Origin of the sequence: Pseudokineococcus sp. 5B2Z-1 (assembly GCF_037482305.1) — a bacterium.
GTDB lineage: Bacteria > Actinomycetota > Actinomycetes > Actinomycetales > Quadrisphaeraceae > Pseudokineococcus.
Genome location: NZ_JBBHZG010000001.1, coordinates 583,154 through 600,303, shown reverse-complemented (window position 1 = coordinate 600,303; position 17,150 = coordinate 583,154). Strand labels below are relative to the sequence as shown.

The following is a 17,150-nucleotide window of genomic DNA, read 5'->3' as shown; positions in this document are numbered from 1 at the left end:
ACCGCCATGACCACCACCACGAGCCCCACTCGCCCCGCACCCCGCCGCGAGCATCGCGCTGCCCGCCTGCTGGCCGCCCTCGGCGCGCCCGCCCTCCTCGCCGCCACCCTCCTCGGCGCGACGCCGGCCTCCGCGGCGACGGGCGGGAGCCTCACGCCCGCCCCGGGCACGAGCACCGCCTCGAGCTGGAGCACCGCGACCGGTGGCGCGGGCACGCGCTTCACCGTCCCTGCCCTGGACTCCCGCGGACCGGTCTGGGTGGGGCTCGAGGTGCCGGCCAGCGGCTCCACGCCGGCCTACCGCGGACGCGTCAAGATCAAGTCCGACGGCACCATGCAGCTGAGCACCTCGAAGGTCGTCAGCGGCCGCGAGACCGTCGTCCAGGGCCCCGTGGTGCCCGGGGCCGCCCGCGCCGGCTCGGCCGTGCGCCTCGAGGTCAGGCCCCGGACCAGCGGCTCGGCCGGGCTCGACCTGCGCGCCTGGGTCGACGGCAGCGCCCTCCCCTCGTGGCAGCAGCAGTACGTCGACTCCGGCTCGACGGCGGCCAAGGTCACCAGCGCGCGCCTGTGGACCTACCTCGCGTCCTCGGCGCCGTCCCGCATCACCGTGGCGCACCAGGGCGTCACGTCCGGCAGCACGGGCGCCGCGTCGCCGACTACGCCGACCTCGCCGACCATCACCACCGCAGCGACGACGACGGCTCTCGTGGTCGCCCCCGGCCAGGGCGTCTGCAGCGCCTACAGCCCGGTCGCGGGCGGCGCGAAGACCTCCTTCACCGTCCCGGCGCTCGGCGCGAACGCCCCGCTGTGGGTGTCCCTCGAGGTCCCGGGCGCCACCAGCACCACCGCGTACCGGGGTCGTGTGCGCGTCAGCAGCGACGGTCAGGTCCAGCTCAGCACGGCCAAGGTCGTCGACGGCCGCGAGGCGGTGACCTACGGTCCCACGCTCCCGACCAGGACGGCCGCCGGCGGGCGCGTCCACCTCGAGGTCCGGCCCCGTGCCACCGGTTCGGCGGGCCTGGACGTCCGCAGCTGGCTGGACGGCCAGGCCGTTCCGACCACCTGGCAGCAGACCTACACCGACACCTCCGCGGCCGCCGTCCCCGTGGCGAAGGCGCGGCTCGCGGCCTACCTCTCCGGCTCCGCGACGACCGGTGTGTCACTCGCCCACACGGGCGTCACCTCGAGCGCCGTCGCCGTGGCGGCTCCCGCCCCGGTGCCCGCGGCCCCCGTCGAGCCGGGCCCCACGACCACCGGCGTGCCCGCGGGGACCGTGCTCAAGCCCCACTACGGCGACATCGTCGTGACCACGCCCGGCACCCGGATCGACGGGCTCGACGTCCACGGCTTCATCACGGTCAAGGCGCCGGACGTCACCATCACCCGCACCCGCGTCCGCGGCGGCGTGGCCACCGGCAACCGCGGCCTGATCACCAACACGACGGCCACCGCGACCAACCTCGTCGTCGAGGACGTCACGCTGGTGCCTGACTTCCCCTCCGTCTGGCTGGACGGCCTCAAGGGCGCCAACTTCACCGCCCGCCGCGTCAACAGCTGGGGCACCGTCGACAACGTCAAGGTCCACGGCGACAAGGTCCGCGTCCTCGACAGCTGGCTGCACGACAGCGCCTACTTCGCCTCCGACCCCAACCAGGGCGGTGGACCCACGCACAACGACGCCGTCCAGGTCCTCGGCGGCACGGACGTCGTCATCCGCGGCAACTCCCTCTCCGGGGCGAGCAACGGCGCCATCCAGGTGACCCAGGACTACGCGGCCACCCGAGGCCTCGTCATCGAGGGCAACTGGTTCGCCGGCGGCACCTGCAACATCAAGCTCGCCCACAAGAGCAAGCTGCCGTATCTCGAGACCGTGGTCGTCCGCGGCAACCAGTTCCGCGCCGGCAGCACGAGCATCGCCGACTGCCCCCTGCTCGCCACGAACAGCACCACGCTGGTCCAGAGCGCCAACGTCTACACGGGCACGGCGACGCCCATCCGGGTCCGCATCTACGGCTGAGCCGCGCGACCGGCCGACCTGCCGACCTGCCGGCGGACGCCCGGCGGTCCCCTGGGGGACCGCCGGGCGTCCCGCGTCCTGCGACGTACCCTGGCTCCAGCCCCGCGGCCGCCCGGTCCGGGGCTCTCGTGCTGCCCCGAGGAGCCCCGCCCCGTGAGCCTCACCGGCCTGCTCGACGTCCTGCGCGCCGACACCGCGCTCGCCTCCGCGACGTCCGCCGCCGCCGAGGGCGTCACCGACGTCCTCGACCTCACCGCCCCCGCGGGCACCCGCCCGGCGGTCGTCGCCGAGCTGGCCGCGCGCCGGCCCCTGCTCGCCGTCACGGCCACGGGCCGCGCGGCGGAGGAGCTGGCGGCGTCGCTGCGCTGCTTCCTGCCCGAGGGCCAGGTCGCCGAGCTGCCGTCGTGGGAGACGCTGCCGCACGAGCGGCTCTCGCCGCGCAGCGACACCGTCGGCAAGCGCCTGGCCGTCTTCCGGCGCCTCGCCCATCCCGGCCCCGAGGGGGCGCCCGACGGGCCGGTCCGGGTCGTCGTCGCGCCCGTGCGCGCCGTGCTGCAGCCCGTGGTCCGCGGCCTCGGTGACCTGCGCCCCGTCCGGCTCCAGGCGGGCGACGTCGTGGACCTCGACGACCTCGTCGAGCGCCTCGCCGGCGCGGCCTACAGCCGCGTCGACATGGTCGAGCGGCGCGGCGACTTCGCCGTCCGCGGTGGCATCGTCGACGTCTTCCCGCCGACCCGCGACCACCCGCTGCGCGTCGAGCTCTTCGGCGACGAGGTCGAGGAGGTCCGCGCCTTCGCCGTCGCCGACCAGCGCTCGCTCGACGTCGTCCCGGAGGGCCTGTGGGCGCCCCCGTGCCGCGAGGTGCTCCTCACGCAGGAGGTGCGGGACCGGGCGCTGGCCCTCAAGGAGCAGCTGCCCGGCGCCGCCGACATGCTCGACAAGATCGCCGCGGGCGTGGCGGTCGAGGGCATGGAGTCCCTCGCGCCGGCCCTCGTCGACGGCATGCAGCCGCTCACCGACCTGCTGCCCGACGGCGCTCACGTCGTCGTCCTCGACCCCGAGCGGGTGCGGGCCCGTGCGCACGACCTGGTCGCGACGACCGAGGAGTTCCTCGCCGCGGCGTGGTCCAACGCCGCGGCGGGCGCGCAGACGCCGGTCGACCTCTCCTCGGCGAGCTTCCTGCCCCTGTCCGTGGCGCGCGGCGCGGCGACGGCGGCCGGGCACCCGTGGTGGTCGCTGACGGCCTTCGGCGCCGACGAGAGCCTGGCCGACGCCGGCCTCTCGGGCACGCAGGACGACACCGGCGGCGTCCAGCTGCGCCTGGGCGCCCGCGACACCCGCTCCTTCTCCGGCGACGTGACGACGACGCTCGACGACGTCCGCGCCCACGCCCGCGACGGCTGGCGCGTCGTCGTCACCGCGGAGGGCCACGGCTCCGCCGACCGCCTCGCCGAGGTGCTGCGCGAGGCCGACGTGCCGGCGCGGCGCGTGCAGACCCTCGAGGAGCCGCCCGAGGAGGGCGTCGTCCACGTGACGACGGGCGCCGGGGGAGCGGGCTTCGTCGCCGAGCCCCTGCGCCTCGCCGTCCTCACCGAGGCCGACGTGCTCGGCCGCAGCGGCCCGAGCTCGACGAAGGACATGCAGCGGCTGCCGAGCCGCCGCAAGAAGCAGGTCGACCCGCTGCAGCTGCGCCCGGGCGACCCGGTGGTGCACGAGCAGCACGGCGTCGGGCGCTTCGTCGAGATGATCCAGCGCACGATGGGCGGCTCGACCCGCGAGTACCTCGTCATCGAGTACGCGCCCAGCAAGCGCGGCCAGCCGGGGGACCGGCTGTTCGTGCCGACGGACACCCTCGACCAGGTCACCCGCTACGTGGGCGGCGAGGACCCGCCGCTCAACAAGATGGGCGGCGGCGACTGGGCGAAGACGAAGAGCCGCGCGCGCAAGGCGGTCAAGGAGATCGCCGGCGAGCTCGTGCGCCTGTACTCCGCGCGCATGGCGACGTCCGGTCACGCCTTCGGGCCGGACACGCCGTGGCAGCGCGAGCTCGAGGACGCCTTCCCCTACGTCGAGACGCCCGACCAGCTCTCGTGCATCGACGAGGTCAAGGCCGACATGGAGAAGTCGGTCCCCATGGACCGGCTCATCTGCGGCGACGTCGGCTATGGCAAGACCGAGATCGCCGTCCGGGCGGCGTTCAAGGCGATCCAGGACGGCAAGCAGGTCGCCGTCCTCGTGCCGACGACGCTGCTCGTGCAGCAGCACCTCGAGACCTTCTCCGAGCGCTTCGCCGGCTTCCCGGTCACGGTGAAGGCCCTGTCGCGCTTCACGTCGGCGGCGGACTCGAAGGAGACGGTCGCCGGCATCACCGACGGGAAGGTCGACCTCGTCGTCGGCACCCACCGGCTGCTCGGCAGCGAGGTCCGCTTCAAGGACCTCGGCCTCGTCATCGTCGACGAGGAGCAGCGCTTCGGCGTCGAGCACAAGGAGACGCTGAAGGCGCTGCGCACCGACGTCGACGTCCTCGCGATGAGCGCGACGCCGATCCCGCGAACGCTCGAGATGGCGGTCACCGGCATCCGGGAGATGTCGACGCTGGCGACGCCGCCGGAGGAGCGCCACCCGGTGCTCACCTTCGTCGGCGCCTACGACGACAAGCAGGTCACGGCGGCGATCCGCCGCGAGCTGCTGCGCGAGGGCCAGGTGTTCTACGTCCACAACAAGACGGAGTCCATCGACCGCGCCGCCTCGCACCTGCGCGAGCTCGTGCCCGAGGCCCGCATCGCCGTCGCCCACGGGAAGATGAGCGAGCAGGCGCTCGAGCAGGCTGTCCTCGACTTCTACGCCAAGAAGTACGACGTGCTCGTCTGCACGACGATCATCGAGACCGGCCTCGACATCTCGAACGCCAACACGCTCATCCTCGAGCGGGCCGAGCGCTTCGGGCTCTCCCAGCTGCACCAGCTGCGCGGGCGCGTGGGCCGCGGGCGCGAGCGCGCGTACGCCTACTTCCTCTACCCGGCGGACCGGCCGCTCACCGACACGGCGAACGACCGCCTGACGACGATCGCGCAGAACACCGACCTCGGGGCCGGCATGCAGGTCGCCATGAAGGACCTCGAGATCCGCGGCGCCGGCAACCTGCTCGGCGGCGAGCAGTCCGGCCACATCGCGGGCGTCGGCTTCGACCTCTACATCCGGCTCGTCGGCGAGGCCGTCGCGGACTTCCGCGGCGACGGCGCCGGGAAGCCGCCCGCCGAGATCAAGGTCGAGCTGCCCGTCGACGCCCACCTGCCGCACGAGTACGTGCCGCACGAGCGGCTGCGGCTCGAGGCCTACCGCAAGCTCGCCGTCGCCGAGACGCTCGAGGCGGTGCAGGAGGTCCGCGACGAGCTCGTCGACCGCTACGGCGACCCGTCCGAGGCCACGGGCGGCCAGGCGGTGGAGAACCTCCTCGCCGTCGCGCGCTTCCGGGTGCGGGCCCGGGCGGCCGGCGTCACCGAGGTCAGCGCCCAGGGCACCAACGTCCGCTTCGCGCCGATGGAGCTGGGCGACAGCCAGACCCTGCGGCTGCGACGCCTCTACCCGGGGTCGCTGGTCAAGCCCGCCGTGCGGTCGGTGCTCGTGCCCATGCCGAGGACGGCGCGGATCGGCGGCAAGCCGCTGCAGGGGACGGCGCTGCTCGACTGGGCGGCCGACCTGCTCGACGCGGTCGTGGGTGACGACGTCGGCGCGGCGGGGAAGGTGGCCGCGGGCGTCGGCTGAGCCGAGCGGGGCGCTCCCGCGTCGGACGGCTTCCGCGCCCGGACGCCGGTTCCCTACAGTGCCGGTCGCACCAGTCGGACCCACCGGGCCCGGCGGGACCCACCGGGCCCGGCGGGACCCGCCGGGCCCGGTGGGACCCGGAGGAGGCCGCTCGTGGACATCGACCCGCTGCTCGTCGCGGCGACGTTCTTCATCGGCATCGTCGTGGGCCTGACGGGCATGGGCGGGGGCGCCCTCATGACGCCCGTGCTCGTGCTCTTCTTCGGCATCCCGCCGCTGACGGCCGTCTCCAGCGACCTCGTCGCCTCGGCGGGCCTCATGAAGCCGGTCGGCTCGGTGGTCCACCTGCGGCGGGGCACCGTCAACCTCCAGCTCGTGAAGTGGCTCTGCGTCGGGTCGGTGCCCATGGCCTTCGTCGGCGTGCTCATCGCCCGGGCGCTGGGGGACGGGCAGGGGGTGCAGGACGTCATCCGGGTGGCGCTCGGCGTCGCGCTGCTCGTCGCGGCCACGGGCCTGGTCGTGCGGGCCTACGTGCGCCTGGCGGAGCGGGCCCGCAAGCGGGACGGGCGGGCGGCGCCGCTGCCGCAGGACCGCCCCGAGGTCGTCGTCCGGAAGCTGCCGACGATCGCCGTCGGCATGGTCGGCGGCGTCGTCGTCGGGATGACGTCCGTCGGCTCCGGCTCCCTCATCATCATCGCGCTCATGGCGCTCTACCCGGCGCTCAAGGCCAGCTCCCTCGTCGGCACCGACCTCGTGCAGGCGGTGCCGCTCGTCGTGTCCGCGGCCCTGGGGCACGTCCTCTTCGGCGACTTCCAGCTCGACCTCACGACGTCGCTGCTGCTCGGCAGCGTCCCCGGCGTCTACGTGGGGGCCCGGCTGTCCTCGCGGGCGCCCGGCGGGATCGTGCGGCGGGCGCTCGCCTTCGTGCTGCTCGCCTCGGCGCTCAAGCTGCTCGGCGTGCCGACGGTCACGACCGGCGTCGTCCTCGTGGTCGTGGCGCTCGTCGCGCCCCTCGTCTGGATGCAGGTGCGCCGCCGCCACGGCCTGCCGGCGCTCGCCTCCCGCGAGCGGCGTCCGGCGGAGGTGCCGTGACGGCGTCGGGCGACGGCGCGTCGGCCGACGATGTGCCGGCCGTCGGTGTGCCGGGCGCGCGGCTGCTCGAGCTGGTCGCCGTCATGGACCGCCTGCGCTCTCCCGGCGGCTGCCCGTGGGACGCCGAGCAGACCCACGCCTCCCTCGCGCCGTACGCGCTGGAGGAGGCGTTCGAGGTCGTCGAGGCCATCGAGTCGGGCTCGCCCGAGCACCTGCGCGAGGAGCTCGGCGACCTGCTGCTCCAGGTCGTCTTCCACGCCCGCGTGGCGCAGGAGGCGCCCGAGGGCGAGCGGTTCGACGTCGACGACGTGGCCGCCGGCATCGTCGCCAAGCTCGTGCACCGGCACCCGCACGTCTTCGGCGAGCAGGCGGACGACGCGCTGAGCGCCGCCGACGTCGAGGCCGGCTGGGAGGCGCGCAAGCGCGCCGAGAAGCGGCGCTCCAGTGCGATGGACGGCGTCCCCCCGGCGCTGCCGGCGCTCGCGCGGGCCGCGAAGCTGCTGGGCCGCGCCCGGCGGGCCGGGCTCGACGTCGACGCGCTGGTGCCCGGCGGGACCGGGGGCTCGGCGGCGCCCGAGCAGGAGCGCGACGCCGAGGCGGAGCTGGGGGACCGGCTGCTCGCCGTCGTGGCCGACGCGGCGCGCGAGACGCCGGGCGTCGACCCCGAGACGGCCCTGCGCGCCGCGGTGCGTCGCCTCGAGCAGCGCGCCCGCGACGCCGAGGCGGCCGGTCCGGCGTGAGCGCCCCCGACCCGCTCACCGGCGGGGTCATCGGCGGGCGCCCTCGGGAGCGCCGCCGCACCCGCGCCTGGTGGCTGGCGCGCGCCTACCTCAACCTCGTCCCCACCGCTGCGGCGCTCGCCTGGGGCGTCGCGCACGGCGGGCGCCCCGTGGTCGGGCGCGACCTCCTCGTCGAGTGCGGCGGCATGCGCCGCGGATACGCCCGCGGCGGGACGACGGTGGGCAGCGTCTGGCTCCACGGCGGCCTCGGCGGGCCGGAGCGGCGCCGCCACGAGGCGCGCCACGCGGACCAGTGGGCCGTGCTCGGCCCGCTCCTCATGCCGGCGCTGTACGGCCTGGAGGCCGCGCTCACCGGGGCCGACCCGCGGCGCAGCCGCTTCGAGCGCCACGCGGGGCTGGAGGACGGCGGGTACGCGCCCCGGCGCGGCTCCTGCACCGCTCCGGACCCCACGCCGGACGACGTCCCCGGCGCGCCCCCGCGGCGCCGATAGGCTCCCCGGCGACGGGTCGGCAGCGGTCGTCCCCGGCGCCGCCCCCGCGGGGGTCGCCCCCGCCGGACGGGCCGTCACCGACCACCCGACCACATCGACCACCGAGCCCCCAGGAGATGTCGTGGCCAGCATCGAGGCCGTCGGAGCACGCGAGATCCTCGACTCCCGAGGCAACCCCACCGTCGAGGTGGAGGTCGCCCTCGACGACGGCGTCCTCGCCCGCGCGGCGGTGCCGTCGGGGGCGTCGACCGGCGCCTTCGAGGCGACCGAGCGCCGTGACGGCGACGACGCCCGCTACGGCGGCAAGGGCGTCCAGGGCGCCGTGGACGCCGTCCTCGACACCATCGGCCCCGAGCTCGTGGGCCTCGACGCGTCCGAGCAGCGGCTCGTCGACGCGGCGATGCTCGAGCTCGACGGCACCCCCAACAAGTCCTCGCTCGGCGCCAACGCCGTCCTCGGCGTCTCGCTCGCCGTCGCGCGCGCCGCGGCCGAGTCCGCGTCCCTGCCGCTCTTCCGCTACGTCGGCGGCCCCAACGCGCACGTGCTGCCCGTGCCGATGATGAACATCGTCAACGGCGGCGCCCACGCCGACTCCGGCGTCGACGTCCAGGAGTTCATGATCGCGCCCATCGGCGCGCCGACCTTCCGCGAGTCCCTGCGCTGGGGGGCGGAGGTCTACCACGCGCTGAAGTCGGTGCTGAAGCAGCGCGGCCTGTCGACGGGCCTCGGCGACGAGGGCGGCTTCGCCCCCGACCTGCCGAGCAACCGCGAGGCGCTCGACCTCATCGCCACGGCCGTCGAGAAGGCGGGGCTCACGCTGGGCTCCGACGTCGCGCTGGCGCTCGACGTCGCGGCCACCGAGTTCCACGAGGGCGGCATCTACCGCTTCGAGGGCCAGGACCGCACGGCCGAGCAGATGGCGGCGTACTACACCGAGCTCGTCGACGCCTACCCGCTCGTGTCGATCGAGGACCCGCTCGACGAGGACGACTGGGAGGGCTGGGCGTCGCTGACGGCGGCCCTCGGCCAGCGCGTGCAGCTCGTCGGCGACGACCTGTTCGTCACCAACCCCGAGCGCCTCCAGCGGGGCATCGACGGCGGCGCCGCCAACGCGCTGCTCGTCAAGGTCAACCAGATCGGCACGCTCACCGAGACCCTCGACGCCGTGGCGCTCGCCCACCGCAGCGGCTACCGGGCGATGATGAGCCACCGCTCGGGCGAGACCGAGGACACGACGATCGCCGACCTCGCCGTCGCCACCGACTGCGGCCAGATCAAGACCGGCGCCCCGGCCCGCTCGGAGCGCGTCGCCAAGTACAACCAGCTCCTGCGCATCGAGGAGGAGCTCGACGAGGCCGCGCGCTACGCCGGCCGCGGCGCCTTCCCGCGCTGGAAGGGCTGACCGCCTCCTCCGCCCCCGGCCCCTCGCGGGGCTGAGGGCGCCCTCCCCGCGGCGCGCGCCGCGGGGAGGGCGAGCACCACCGGACGGGACCTGCGCCCGGACGAGAGCACGGACGAGAGCACGAGCAGCAGGACCCGGGCGCGGGCGACGGGCAGCACGACGGGCGGAGGGCACGCATGGCAGGCGCACGGCGACCGGTGGCGCCGCGAGCGGGGCGGGCCGGCGGCACCTCGCCCGAGGCGCACGGGCCCGCGGACGACGACGGCACGGACGCCGTGGGCGCGGGCGGCCGTCCCGCGGCGGCCGTGCGGGCGCGGGCGGCCGGCGACGGCGGGCTCCACCTGCCGTCCCGGACCCCGGCGGGCCTGCCGGCCTCCGCCCGGGCCCGCGCGGCGGCAGGCGCGGCGTCGGCTCCCGAGCCGCGACGCCGAGCGCGCGCGGCCGCGTCGTTGCCGGCGCCCCGCGGCCTCACGCGCCGGGCGGCGGCGCTGGCGGTGCTGCTGCTCGTCGTCGTCGCCGCGCTGGCGCCCTACCTGCACGCGACCATCAGCCAGCGCGCCGAGATCGCCGACGCGCGCGCCGAGCTCGCCGCCACGGAGGCCGACGTCGCCGACCTCGAGCAGCAGGTGCAGCGCTGGCAGGACCCGGCCTACGTCGAGCGCCAGGCCCGCCAGCGCCTCGCGCTCGTCATGCCGGGCGACGTGCCCTACCGGGTCGTCGGCGTCCCGCCCAGCCGCCAGGCCGAGCGCGACCCCCGCGAGGCGGCCGCCGACGGCGTCCGCGCCTCCGAGGACCGGCCGTGGTTCGGGGTGCTGTGGGACTCCGTCGGCGAGGCCGGCCGCGAGGCGGCCGGCCGGTGAGCGACGAGACCGACGCCGGCGGCGGGCTCGCGCCCGAGGACGCGGCCGTGGTGGCCGCCCAGCTCGGCCGGGCGCCCCGCGGCGCCGTCGGCGTGGCCCACCGCTGCTCGTGCGGGCTCGCGGACGTCGTGCGGACGGCGCCGCGGCTGCCCGACGGCACCCCCTTCCCGACGACGTACTACCTCACGTGCCCGCGGGCGGCGTCGGCCATCGGCACCCTCGAGGCGGACGGCGTCATGCGCGACATGACCGAGCGCCTGGCGGACGACCCGGAGCTCGCTGCGGGGCACGCCCGCGCCCACGAGGACTACCTGCGCCGCCGCGCCGAGCTCGGCGACGTCCCCGAGATCGACGGCGTGTCCGCGGGCGGCATGCCGACCCGCGTGAAGTGCCTCCACGTCCTCGTGGCGCACGCCCTCGCCGCGGGGCCCGGGGTGTCGCCGCTCGGCGACGAGGCGCTGGCGATGCTGCCCGACTGGGGCGCCCGCGGGTGCTGCGTCGAGGCGCCGCCGACCTCCTGAGGCCGAACCGCCCCCACGCGGTCCTCCGCCCTGGCAGGGTCCGCTCGTGCCCTTCCTGCGCCCCGCCCCCGACCGCCTCGGTCCCGACGGGCGGCCGATGCCCGTCCCGTCCGCTCCCGGCCACCCCGAGGCCTCGGCGGAGGACCTGGCCTCCGGCGTCGTCCTCGTCGGCCTGTCCGTGGCCGCAGCCACCGCCACGTGGGTGCTGCACGGGCGCGTCTGGTTCTTCCTCCTCGTGCTGGTCGTCGGACTGGTGGGTGTCCTCGTCCTCGCCCGGGGCGTCCACCGCCTCGCCAGCGGGGCGGACCAGGTGCTGCGGCAGCGTCTCGGGCCGGCGCCCTCCGGGGCGGACGCCCCGAGCCCGTGGGAGCCGGCGGAGCCCGACGAGCCCCGCTGACCGCCCGGCCGCCCGGGTCGGGTGCGGCTCGGCTCCCCGGGGCGCGTGTCAGGCGGCGTCGCGGACGACGTCGAGCGGGTCGACACGGCGCCCGAAGCGCTGGCGCAGCACGCGGCCGGCGGCGTGGACGCCGCCCATCCCGTGCACGGCGGGACCGGGCGGCACGGACGCCGACGCGAGGTACACGCCGGTGAGCGGCGTCCGGTAGGGGTCCCACCGCGGCACGGGCCGCATGAGCAGCTGCCACGGCGTCACGGCGCCGGTCGCGATGTCGCCGCCCACGTTGTTCGGCTCGCGCTCCTGCTGGCCGGAGGCGGGCAGCACGTCGGTGGCGAGCACGAGGTCGCGGAACCCGGGCGCGAAGCGCTCGAGCTGCGCCGTCACCTGGTCGCTGATGTCGCGCGGCGAGCCGTTGGGGACGTGCGCGTACGTCCACAGCGTCCGGCGCTCGTCCGGGGTGCGGGTGTCGTCGACGACGTCGGGCTGGGAGACGAGGACGACGGGGCGCTCGGCGTGGCGGCCCGCGACGACGGCCCGCTCGGCCGCCTGCATCTCCGGGCGCGTGCCGCCGAGGTGCACCGTGCCGGCGCGGTCGAGGTGCTCGGCCTCCCACGGCACGGGCCCGGACAGGGCGTAGTCGACCTTGCAGACGCCGCCGCCGTAGTGCCAGCGCTCGAGCCAGCCCCGGTAGCGCGGGGGCAGCTGGTCGCCCGCGATGTCGAGCAGCCCCTGCGGCGCGACGTCGAGGAGCACGGCCCGCGCGCGGGGGAGCTGCGCGAGCGACGTCACGCGCTCCCCCGTGCGGATGACGCCGCCGCGGGCGCGGACGTCGTCGGCCATCGCGTCGACCATCGACTGGGAGCCGCCGCGGGGGATGGGCCAGCCGGTGGCGTGGGCCAGGCTCGCGAGCCACAGGCCGCCCGCGGCCGGGGCGAGGCGCCGCGGCGGGGCGATGGCGTGGCTGCAGACGCCCGTGAGCAGGGCCGGGGCGACGTCCTCGCGGAAGCGCAGGTCCCACGCCGGCGTCCCCTGCTCGAGGACGGCGGCCGCGAAGGACGCCGCCTGCAGCGGGTGGCGGGGCAGCGAGCGGAAGTCGCTGAGCGCGACGTCGGCGGTGCCGCGCCACGTCTCGGACAGCCGGCCGACGAGCGATCGCCAGGCGGGTCCGTCGACGCCGAGGCCCTCGACCGTGCGCTCGAGGTCGCGGAAGGCCACCCCGGCACGGCCGCCGTCGAGCGGCTGGGCGTAGGGGACGTCGGGCTGGAGCATCTCGACGCCGTGGGCGGCGAGGTCGAAGGCCTCGAAGAACGGCGAGGCGACGGCCATGGGGTGCACGGCCGAGCAGACGTCGTGGCGGAAGCCGGGCAGCGTCAGCTCCTGGGTGCGCGCCCCGCCGCCGATCTGGTCGGCGGCCTCGACGACCTCCACCGACAGCCCCGCCCGCGCGCACACGACGGCGGCGGCGAGCCCGTTGGGACCGGCGCCCACGACGACGACGTCGACGTCGTCGCCCCGGCGGCGCGACGGGGGCTGGGGGGTGGGGGAGGTCACCCGTCCGAGCGTGCCACCCGGTGGGGCCCCCCGCCCGATCGCCCGTCCGGGGCGAGTCGTCGTCTCTTCGCCCTCGTGAGGTGGGCTTCCGGGGCGAGTCGTCGCCTGTTCGCCCTCCTGAGGTGGCTCGCCGGGGCGAGTCGTCGCCTCTTCGCCCAGGAGAGGATCGTCGCCGCGGGCGAGTCGCCGCTGCTCGTCGCGCCGTGACGGCGCGCGGGCGGGCGCCGGGGGCTGCCAGGGTGGGCGGCATGACGCGCGTGGCGGCCATCGACTGCGGCACCAACTCCATCCGGCTCCTCGTCGCCGACCTGCCCGAGCCGGGCGCGGCGTCCGTGGCGGGGCAGCCGCTCGTCGACGTCCACCGCGAGATGCGCGTCGTCCGCCTGGGCGAGGGCGTCGACGCGACCGGGCGGCTGTCCGACGCCGCGCTCGAGCGCACCCTCGCGGCGACCCGCGACTACGCGGCGCTGGTGCGCGAGCTGGGCGCCGAGCGCACGCGCTTCGTCGCGACGTCCGCGAGCCGCGACGCGTCCAACGCCCAGGTCTTCGTCGACGGCGTCCGCGAGGCCCTCGGCGTCGAGCCGGAGGTCGTCCCGGGGGCGGAGGAGGCCGCGCTGTCCTTCCGCGGGGCGGCCACGGGCGTGCCGCCGCGGGGGCCGGACGGCGTCACGCTGGCCTCGCCGTACTGCGTGGTCGACCTGGGCGGCGGCTCGACGGAGGTCGTCCTCGGCGACCCGGACGCGACCGCGGCGGGCGCGGCGCCGGCGGCCCTGTCGGTCGACGTCGGCTGCGTCCGGATGACCGAGCGCCACCTGCACGACGACCCGCCGACCGCCGAGCAGGTGGCGGCGGCGCGCGCCGACGTCGACGCCGCCCTCGACCGCGTCGCCGCGGCGGTGCCGCTCGAGGCCGCGGGGGCGCTCGTGGGCGTCGCCGGCACCGTGACGACCGTCACCGCCCACGCCCTGCGCCTGCCGCGCTACGACCCCGAGCGCCTCCACGGCGCCGTGCTGCCGGTGCCCGACGTCCTCGCCGCCTGCGAGGAGCTGCTCGCGATGAGCCGGGACCAGCGCGCCGCGCTGCCGTACATGCACCCCGGCCGCGTCGACGTCATCGGCGCCGGGGCGCTCGTGTGGGCGCGGGTCGTCGAGCGGGTCGCCGACGTCGCCGACGTGCGCTCCGTCGTCACGAGCGAGCACGACATCCTCGACGGCATCGCCCTCTCCCTCGCGTGACGCCCGGCCCGACCGCGGGCGCGGCGCCCGTCGACGGCGCACCGCGCCGGCCGCCCGCCGCCACCACGGCAGCCGGCGTCGTCCGCCGGGCGCGGGCCGCCCGCGACGTCGCCGACCTCGACGCCCGCGTCGCCGACTGCCGCGCCTGCCCGCGGCTCGTCGCCTGGCGCGAGGAGGTCGCCCGCACCCGCCGCCGCGCCTACCGCGACGAGGAGTACTGGGGGCGGCCGGTGCCCGGCTTCGGCGAGCCGGCCTCCCGCCTGCTCGTCCTCGGGCTCGCCCCCGCGGCCCACGGCGGCAACCGCACCGGGCGCGTCTTCACCGGCGACCGGTCGGGGGACTGGATCTTCGCCGCGCTGCACCGCGCCGGCCTCGTCAGCCAGCCGACGAGCACCGGGCGCGGCGACGGCCTCGTCGCCCCGGGCGCCCGCGTCGCGGCCGCCGTCCGGTGCGCGCCGCCCGACAACGCCCCGCTGCCCGTCGAGCGGGACACGTGCGCGCCGTGGCTGGACCGCGAGGTCGACCTCCTGCCCGACCTCGCCGTCGTGCTCGCGCTCGGCGGCTTCGCCTGGCAGTCGGCGCTCGGGCTCGCCCGGCGGCGGGGATGGGGCGTGCCGCGCCCGGCGCCGGTGTTCGGCCACGGCGCCGAGGCGGAGCTCGACCGGCCCGGCGGGGCGCCCGTCGTGCTCCTCGGCAGCTACCACGTGAGCCAGCAGAACACCGCGACCGGCCGGCTCACCGAGCCGATGCTCGACGCCGTCGTCCAGCGCGCGCGGGACCTCGCCCACGGCGAGGCTGGCCGCTGACCGGCGCCCGGGACCCGGCGCGCCACCGGCGAGAGGGAGGACGGCCATGGGCTGGAGCGAGCGCGACATCCCCGACCTGAGCGGGCGGACGGCGCTCGTCACCGGCGCCAACAGCGGCCTCGGGCTGCACGTGAGCCGGGCGCTGGCCCAGCACGGCGCCCGGGTGCTCATGGGGGCCCGCGACCGCGCCCGCGGCGAGGCCGCGGTGGCGCGCGTGCGGGGTGCGGCGCCGCTGGCGACCGTCGAGCTCGTCGACGTCGACCTCGGCTCGCTCGCCGCGGTGCGGGCGGCGGCGGAGGACGTCCGGACCCGCACGGACGACCGGCTCGACCTCCTCTTCGCCAACGCGGGCGTCATGGCCGTGCCGCGGCGGGAGACGCGCGACGGCTTCGAGCTGCAGCTGGGCACCAACCACCTCGGGCACTTCGCGCTCGTCGGGCAGGTGCTGCCGGCGCTGCTCGCCGCGCCCGCGGCCCGCGTCGTCAGCACGAGCAGCCAGGCCCACCGGTCCGGGCGCATGGACTTCGACGACCTCATGGGCGAGCGCTCGTACTCCCGGTTCGGCGCCTACGGGCAGAGCAAGCTGGCGAACCTGCTCTTCACGGCCGAGCTGCAGCGGCGCCTCGCCGCGTCCGGGGCGCGGGCGACCGCGGTGGCCGGCCACCCCGGGTGGTCGGCGACCAACCTGCAGGCGGGCGCCACGAGCGGCGTCCGCCTGCCGGGGGCCCGGGCCGTCATGGGCCTGGCCAACCGCCTCCTCGCGCAGAGCGACGCGGCGGGCGCCCTCCCGCTGCTGCGCGCGGGGACCGACCCGGCGGTGGACGGCGGGGACTACCTCGGCCCCGACGGCCGCGGGGAGATGCGGGGCGCGCCCGTGCGCGTCGGGCGCTCCGAGCGGGCGGAGAGCGTCACCGACGCGCAGCGGCTGTGGGCCGAGAGCGAGCGGCTCACCGGGGTCGTCTACGAGCTCCCCGTCCCGGCGTAGCGGCGGGCGACGGCGACCCGGCCGCTGCGGCGGGCGCGGCTAGGGTCGGCGCCGGGGGTCGCCCGGGGCTCGCGCTGCGGCGCGGGGACGGCCCACCGGCCCCCGTAGCCCAACGGCAGAGGCAGGCGCCTTAAAAGCGCTGCAGTGCGGGTTCGAGTCCCGCCGGGGGTGCGTGCCGGGGGCTCCCGGGTCCCGCTGGACACCGGGGGCGCCCGACCGGGCGGCTGGGCGCGGCCTGTGGAACTCCTCGGGCGCCGGCGGCGTTGCACGGGGTGAGCGCGATGGCTCCGCCGTCCCGGCTCGAGCACCGCCCACCCCGCACGCGGATGAGGAGTCCCATGCAGAGCAGCAACCCCGCCTTCAAGAACGACAGGGCGTTCTCGCAGGGCGGCTACGCCACCTTCGACACCGACCGCCGGGGCCGCGGCCAGGCGCCGACGTGGGGCGGCTCGGGCGCCGCGCAGGACATGACCCCCCAGCAGCTGCAGGACATGTACGCGCAGCCGTCGGCGGGCGCCGCCCAGCGCGGGCGCATGACCTACGACGACGTCGTCGTCCGCACGGGCGCTCTCTTCGGCGTCCTGCTCGTGGCCGCCGCGGCGACCTGGGTCCTCACGCCGGCCGGCGCGGGCCTCGGCTTCGTCTTCCCGGCGATGCTCGTGGCCGTCGGGCTCGGCCTCTGGGCCAACCTCAGCAAGAAGATCCGACCCGGCGTGATGATGGCCTACGCGGTGCTCATGGGCATCGCCCTCGGCGCCATCAGCCAGGTCTACGAGACGCTGTGGCAGGGCATCGTGCCCGCCGCCGTCCTCGGTACCCTCGGCGCCTTCGCGGCCATGCTCGTCGCGTACAAGACGAAGCTCGTGCGCGCGACGCCGAAGTTCGTCAAGTTCATGAGCATCGCGGTCATGGGCTACCTGGCCGTCGTCGTCGTGAACCTGCTCGTCGCCGTCTTCACCGGGTCGAGCATCTACACGAGCCCGCTCGGCTGGCTCTTCAGCCTCATCGGCGTCGGCCTGGCGTCCTTCATGCTCATCCTCGACTTCGACTTCATCGAGCAGGGCGTGAAGAACGGCCTGCCGCAGCAGTTCGCGTGGAAGGCGGCCTTCGGCCTCGTGACGACGCTCGTCTGGCTGTACGTCGAGATGCTGCGCCTGCTCGCCATCCTCCGCGGCAGCGAGTGACGCGCTCCGCGTGAGCACCGGCGACACCCCCGTCGAGGAGGCGCGGCGTGAGCTGCGCCGCTGCCTCGACCGGATCGCCGCCCTCGGGCCCGGCCGCCTCGTGCG

At 76.8% G+C, this 17,150-nt stretch carries 14 protein-coding genes and 1 tRNA gene; 14 read left to right on the top strand and 1 reads right to left on the bottom strand.

The genetic code is table 11. The features are described from left to right. Positions 1–6 precede the first annotated feature (6 nt). The 9 genes from WDV85_RS02545 to WDV85_RS02505 all read left to right on the top strand — a co-directional run bounded on the left by WDV85_RS02545 (position 7) and on the right by WDV85_RS02505 (position 11,284). Complete coding sequence (locus WDV85_RS02545; RefSeq protein WP_339569117.1) at positions 7–2,016, top strand: hypothetical protein; 2,010 nt, start codon at positions 7–9, stop codon at positions 2,014–2,016. A 153-nt stretch (positions 2,017–2,169) separates the two neighbouring features. Beyond that, positions 2,170–5,781: a transcription-repair coupling factor gene (mfd, locus tag WDV85_RS02540; protein WP_339569116.1), complete on the top strand. Its 3,612-nt coding sequence runs from the start codon at positions 2,170–2,172 to the stop codon at positions 5,779–5,781. A 159-nt stretch (positions 5,782–5,940) separates the two neighbouring features. Beyond that, positions 5,941–6,873 (top strand): sulfite exporter TauE/SafE family protein, encoded by a 933-nt coding sequence (locus WDV85_RS02535; protein ID WP_445263178.1) that lies wholly within the window; start codon positions 5,941–5,943, stop codon positions 6,871–6,873. Further along, the gene (locus WDV85_RS02530; protein ID WP_339569114.1) at positions 6,870–7,613 is read left to right on the top strand and encodes a MazG family protein; all 744 of its coding nucleotides are present in this window, start codon (positions 6,870–6,872) and stop codon (positions 7,611–7,613) included. Before WDV85_RS02535 ends, WDV85_RS02530 begins: the two co-directional genes overlap by 4 nt. Beyond that, the gene (locus tag WDV85_RS02525; RefSeq protein ID WP_339569113.1) at positions 7,610–8,104 is read left to right on the top strand and encodes a hypothetical protein; all 495 of its coding nucleotides are present in this window, start codon (positions 7,610–7,612) and stop codon (positions 8,102–8,104) included. The genes WDV85_RS02530 and WDV85_RS02525 overlap by 4 nt, the downstream gene beginning before the upstream one ends. A 121-nt stretch (positions 8,105–8,225) precedes the next feature. Continuing rightward, a complete protein-coding gene (gene eno / locus WDV85_RS02520) occupies positions 8,226–9,506 on the top strand; it encodes a phosphopyruvate hydratase (RefSeq protein ID WP_339569112.1) in 1,281 nt (426 codons plus the stop codon). 176 nt (positions 9,507–9,682) lie between these two features. Then, positions 9,683–10,366: an FtsB family cell division protein gene (locus tag WDV85_RS02515; protein ID WP_339569111.1), complete on the top strand. Its 684-nt coding sequence runs from the start codon at positions 9,683–9,685 to the stop codon at positions 10,364–10,366. Continuing rightward, positions 10,363–10,887, top strand: coding sequence for a DUF501 domain-containing protein (locus tag WDV85_RS02510; RefSeq protein ID WP_339569110.1), 525 nt, complete (start codon positions 10,363–10,365; stop codon positions 10,885–10,887). The genes WDV85_RS02515 and WDV85_RS02510 overlap by 4 nt, the downstream gene beginning before the upstream one ends. 46 nt (positions 10,888–10,933) lie before the next feature. Next, complete coding sequence (locus WDV85_RS02505) at positions 10,934–11,284, top strand: hypothetical protein (protein WP_339569109.1); 351 nt, start codon at positions 10,934–10,936, stop codon at positions 11,282–11,284. A gap of 48 nt (positions 11,285–11,332) precedes the next feature. Here WDV85_RS02505 and WDV85_RS02500 read toward each other — a convergent pair whose 3' ends face one another. Further along, positions 11,333–12,835, bottom strand: coding sequence for a phytoene desaturase family protein (locus tag WDV85_RS02500; RefSeq protein ID WP_339569108.1), 1,503 nt, complete (start codon positions 12,833–12,835; stop codon positions 11,333–11,335). Positions 12,836–13,083: 248 nt separating this feature from the next. Here WDV85_RS02500 and WDV85_RS02495 point away from each other — a divergent pair, with 248 nt between their 5' ends. From WDV85_RS02495 to WDV85_RS02475, 5 genes are all read left to right on the top strand, one after another. After that, the gene (locus tag WDV85_RS02495) at positions 13,084–14,070 is read left to right on the top strand and encodes a Ppx/GppA phosphatase family protein (RefSeq protein WP_339569107.1); all 987 of its coding nucleotides are present in this window, start codon (positions 13,084–13,086) and stop codon (positions 14,068–14,070) included. Further along, entirely contained in the window at positions 14,067–14,876 is an 810-nt protein-coding gene (locus tag WDV85_RS02490) for a uracil-DNA glycosylase (protein WP_339569106.1), read from the top strand. Before WDV85_RS02495 ends, WDV85_RS02490 begins: the two co-directional genes overlap by 4 nt. A 46-nt stretch (positions 14,877–14,922) precedes the next feature. Then, a complete protein-coding gene (locus WDV85_RS02485) occupies positions 14,923–15,861 on the top strand; it encodes an oxidoreductase (RefSeq protein WP_339569105.1) in 939 nt (312 codons plus the stop codon). Between the two features lie 98 nt (positions 15,862–15,959). Next, positions 15,960–16,032 (top strand) — tRNA-Leu (locus WDV85_RS02480). Positions 16,033–16,199: 167 nt separating this feature from the next. After that, complete coding sequence (locus WDV85_RS02475) at positions 16,200–17,045, top strand: Bax inhibitor-1/YccA family protein (protein ID WP_339569104.1); 846 nt, start codon at positions 16,200–16,202, stop codon at positions 17,043–17,045. Positions 17,046–17,150: the final 105 nt, after the last annotated feature.

Coding starts and splice junctions, on each gene's coding strand:
- WDV85_RS02545 (WP_339569117.1), top strand. CDS start 7: ATGACCACCACCACGAGCCCCACTCGCCCCGCACCCCGCCGCGAGCAT.
- WDV85_RS02515 (WP_339569111.1), top strand. CDS start 9,683: ATGGCAGGCGCACGGCGACCGGTGGCGCCGCGAGCGGGGCGGGCCGGC.
- WDV85_RS02495 (WP_339569107.1), top strand. CDS start 13,084: ATGACGCGCGTGGCGGCCATCGACTGCGGCACCAACTCCATCCGGCTC.
- WDV85_RS02485 (WP_339569105.1), top strand. CDS start 14,923: ATGGGCTGGAGCGAGCGCGACATCCCCGACCTGAGCGGGCGGACGGCG.
- WDV85_RS02475 (WP_339569104.1), top strand. CDS start 16,200: ATGCAGAGCAGCAACCCCGCCTTCAAGAACGACAGGGCGTTCTCGCAG.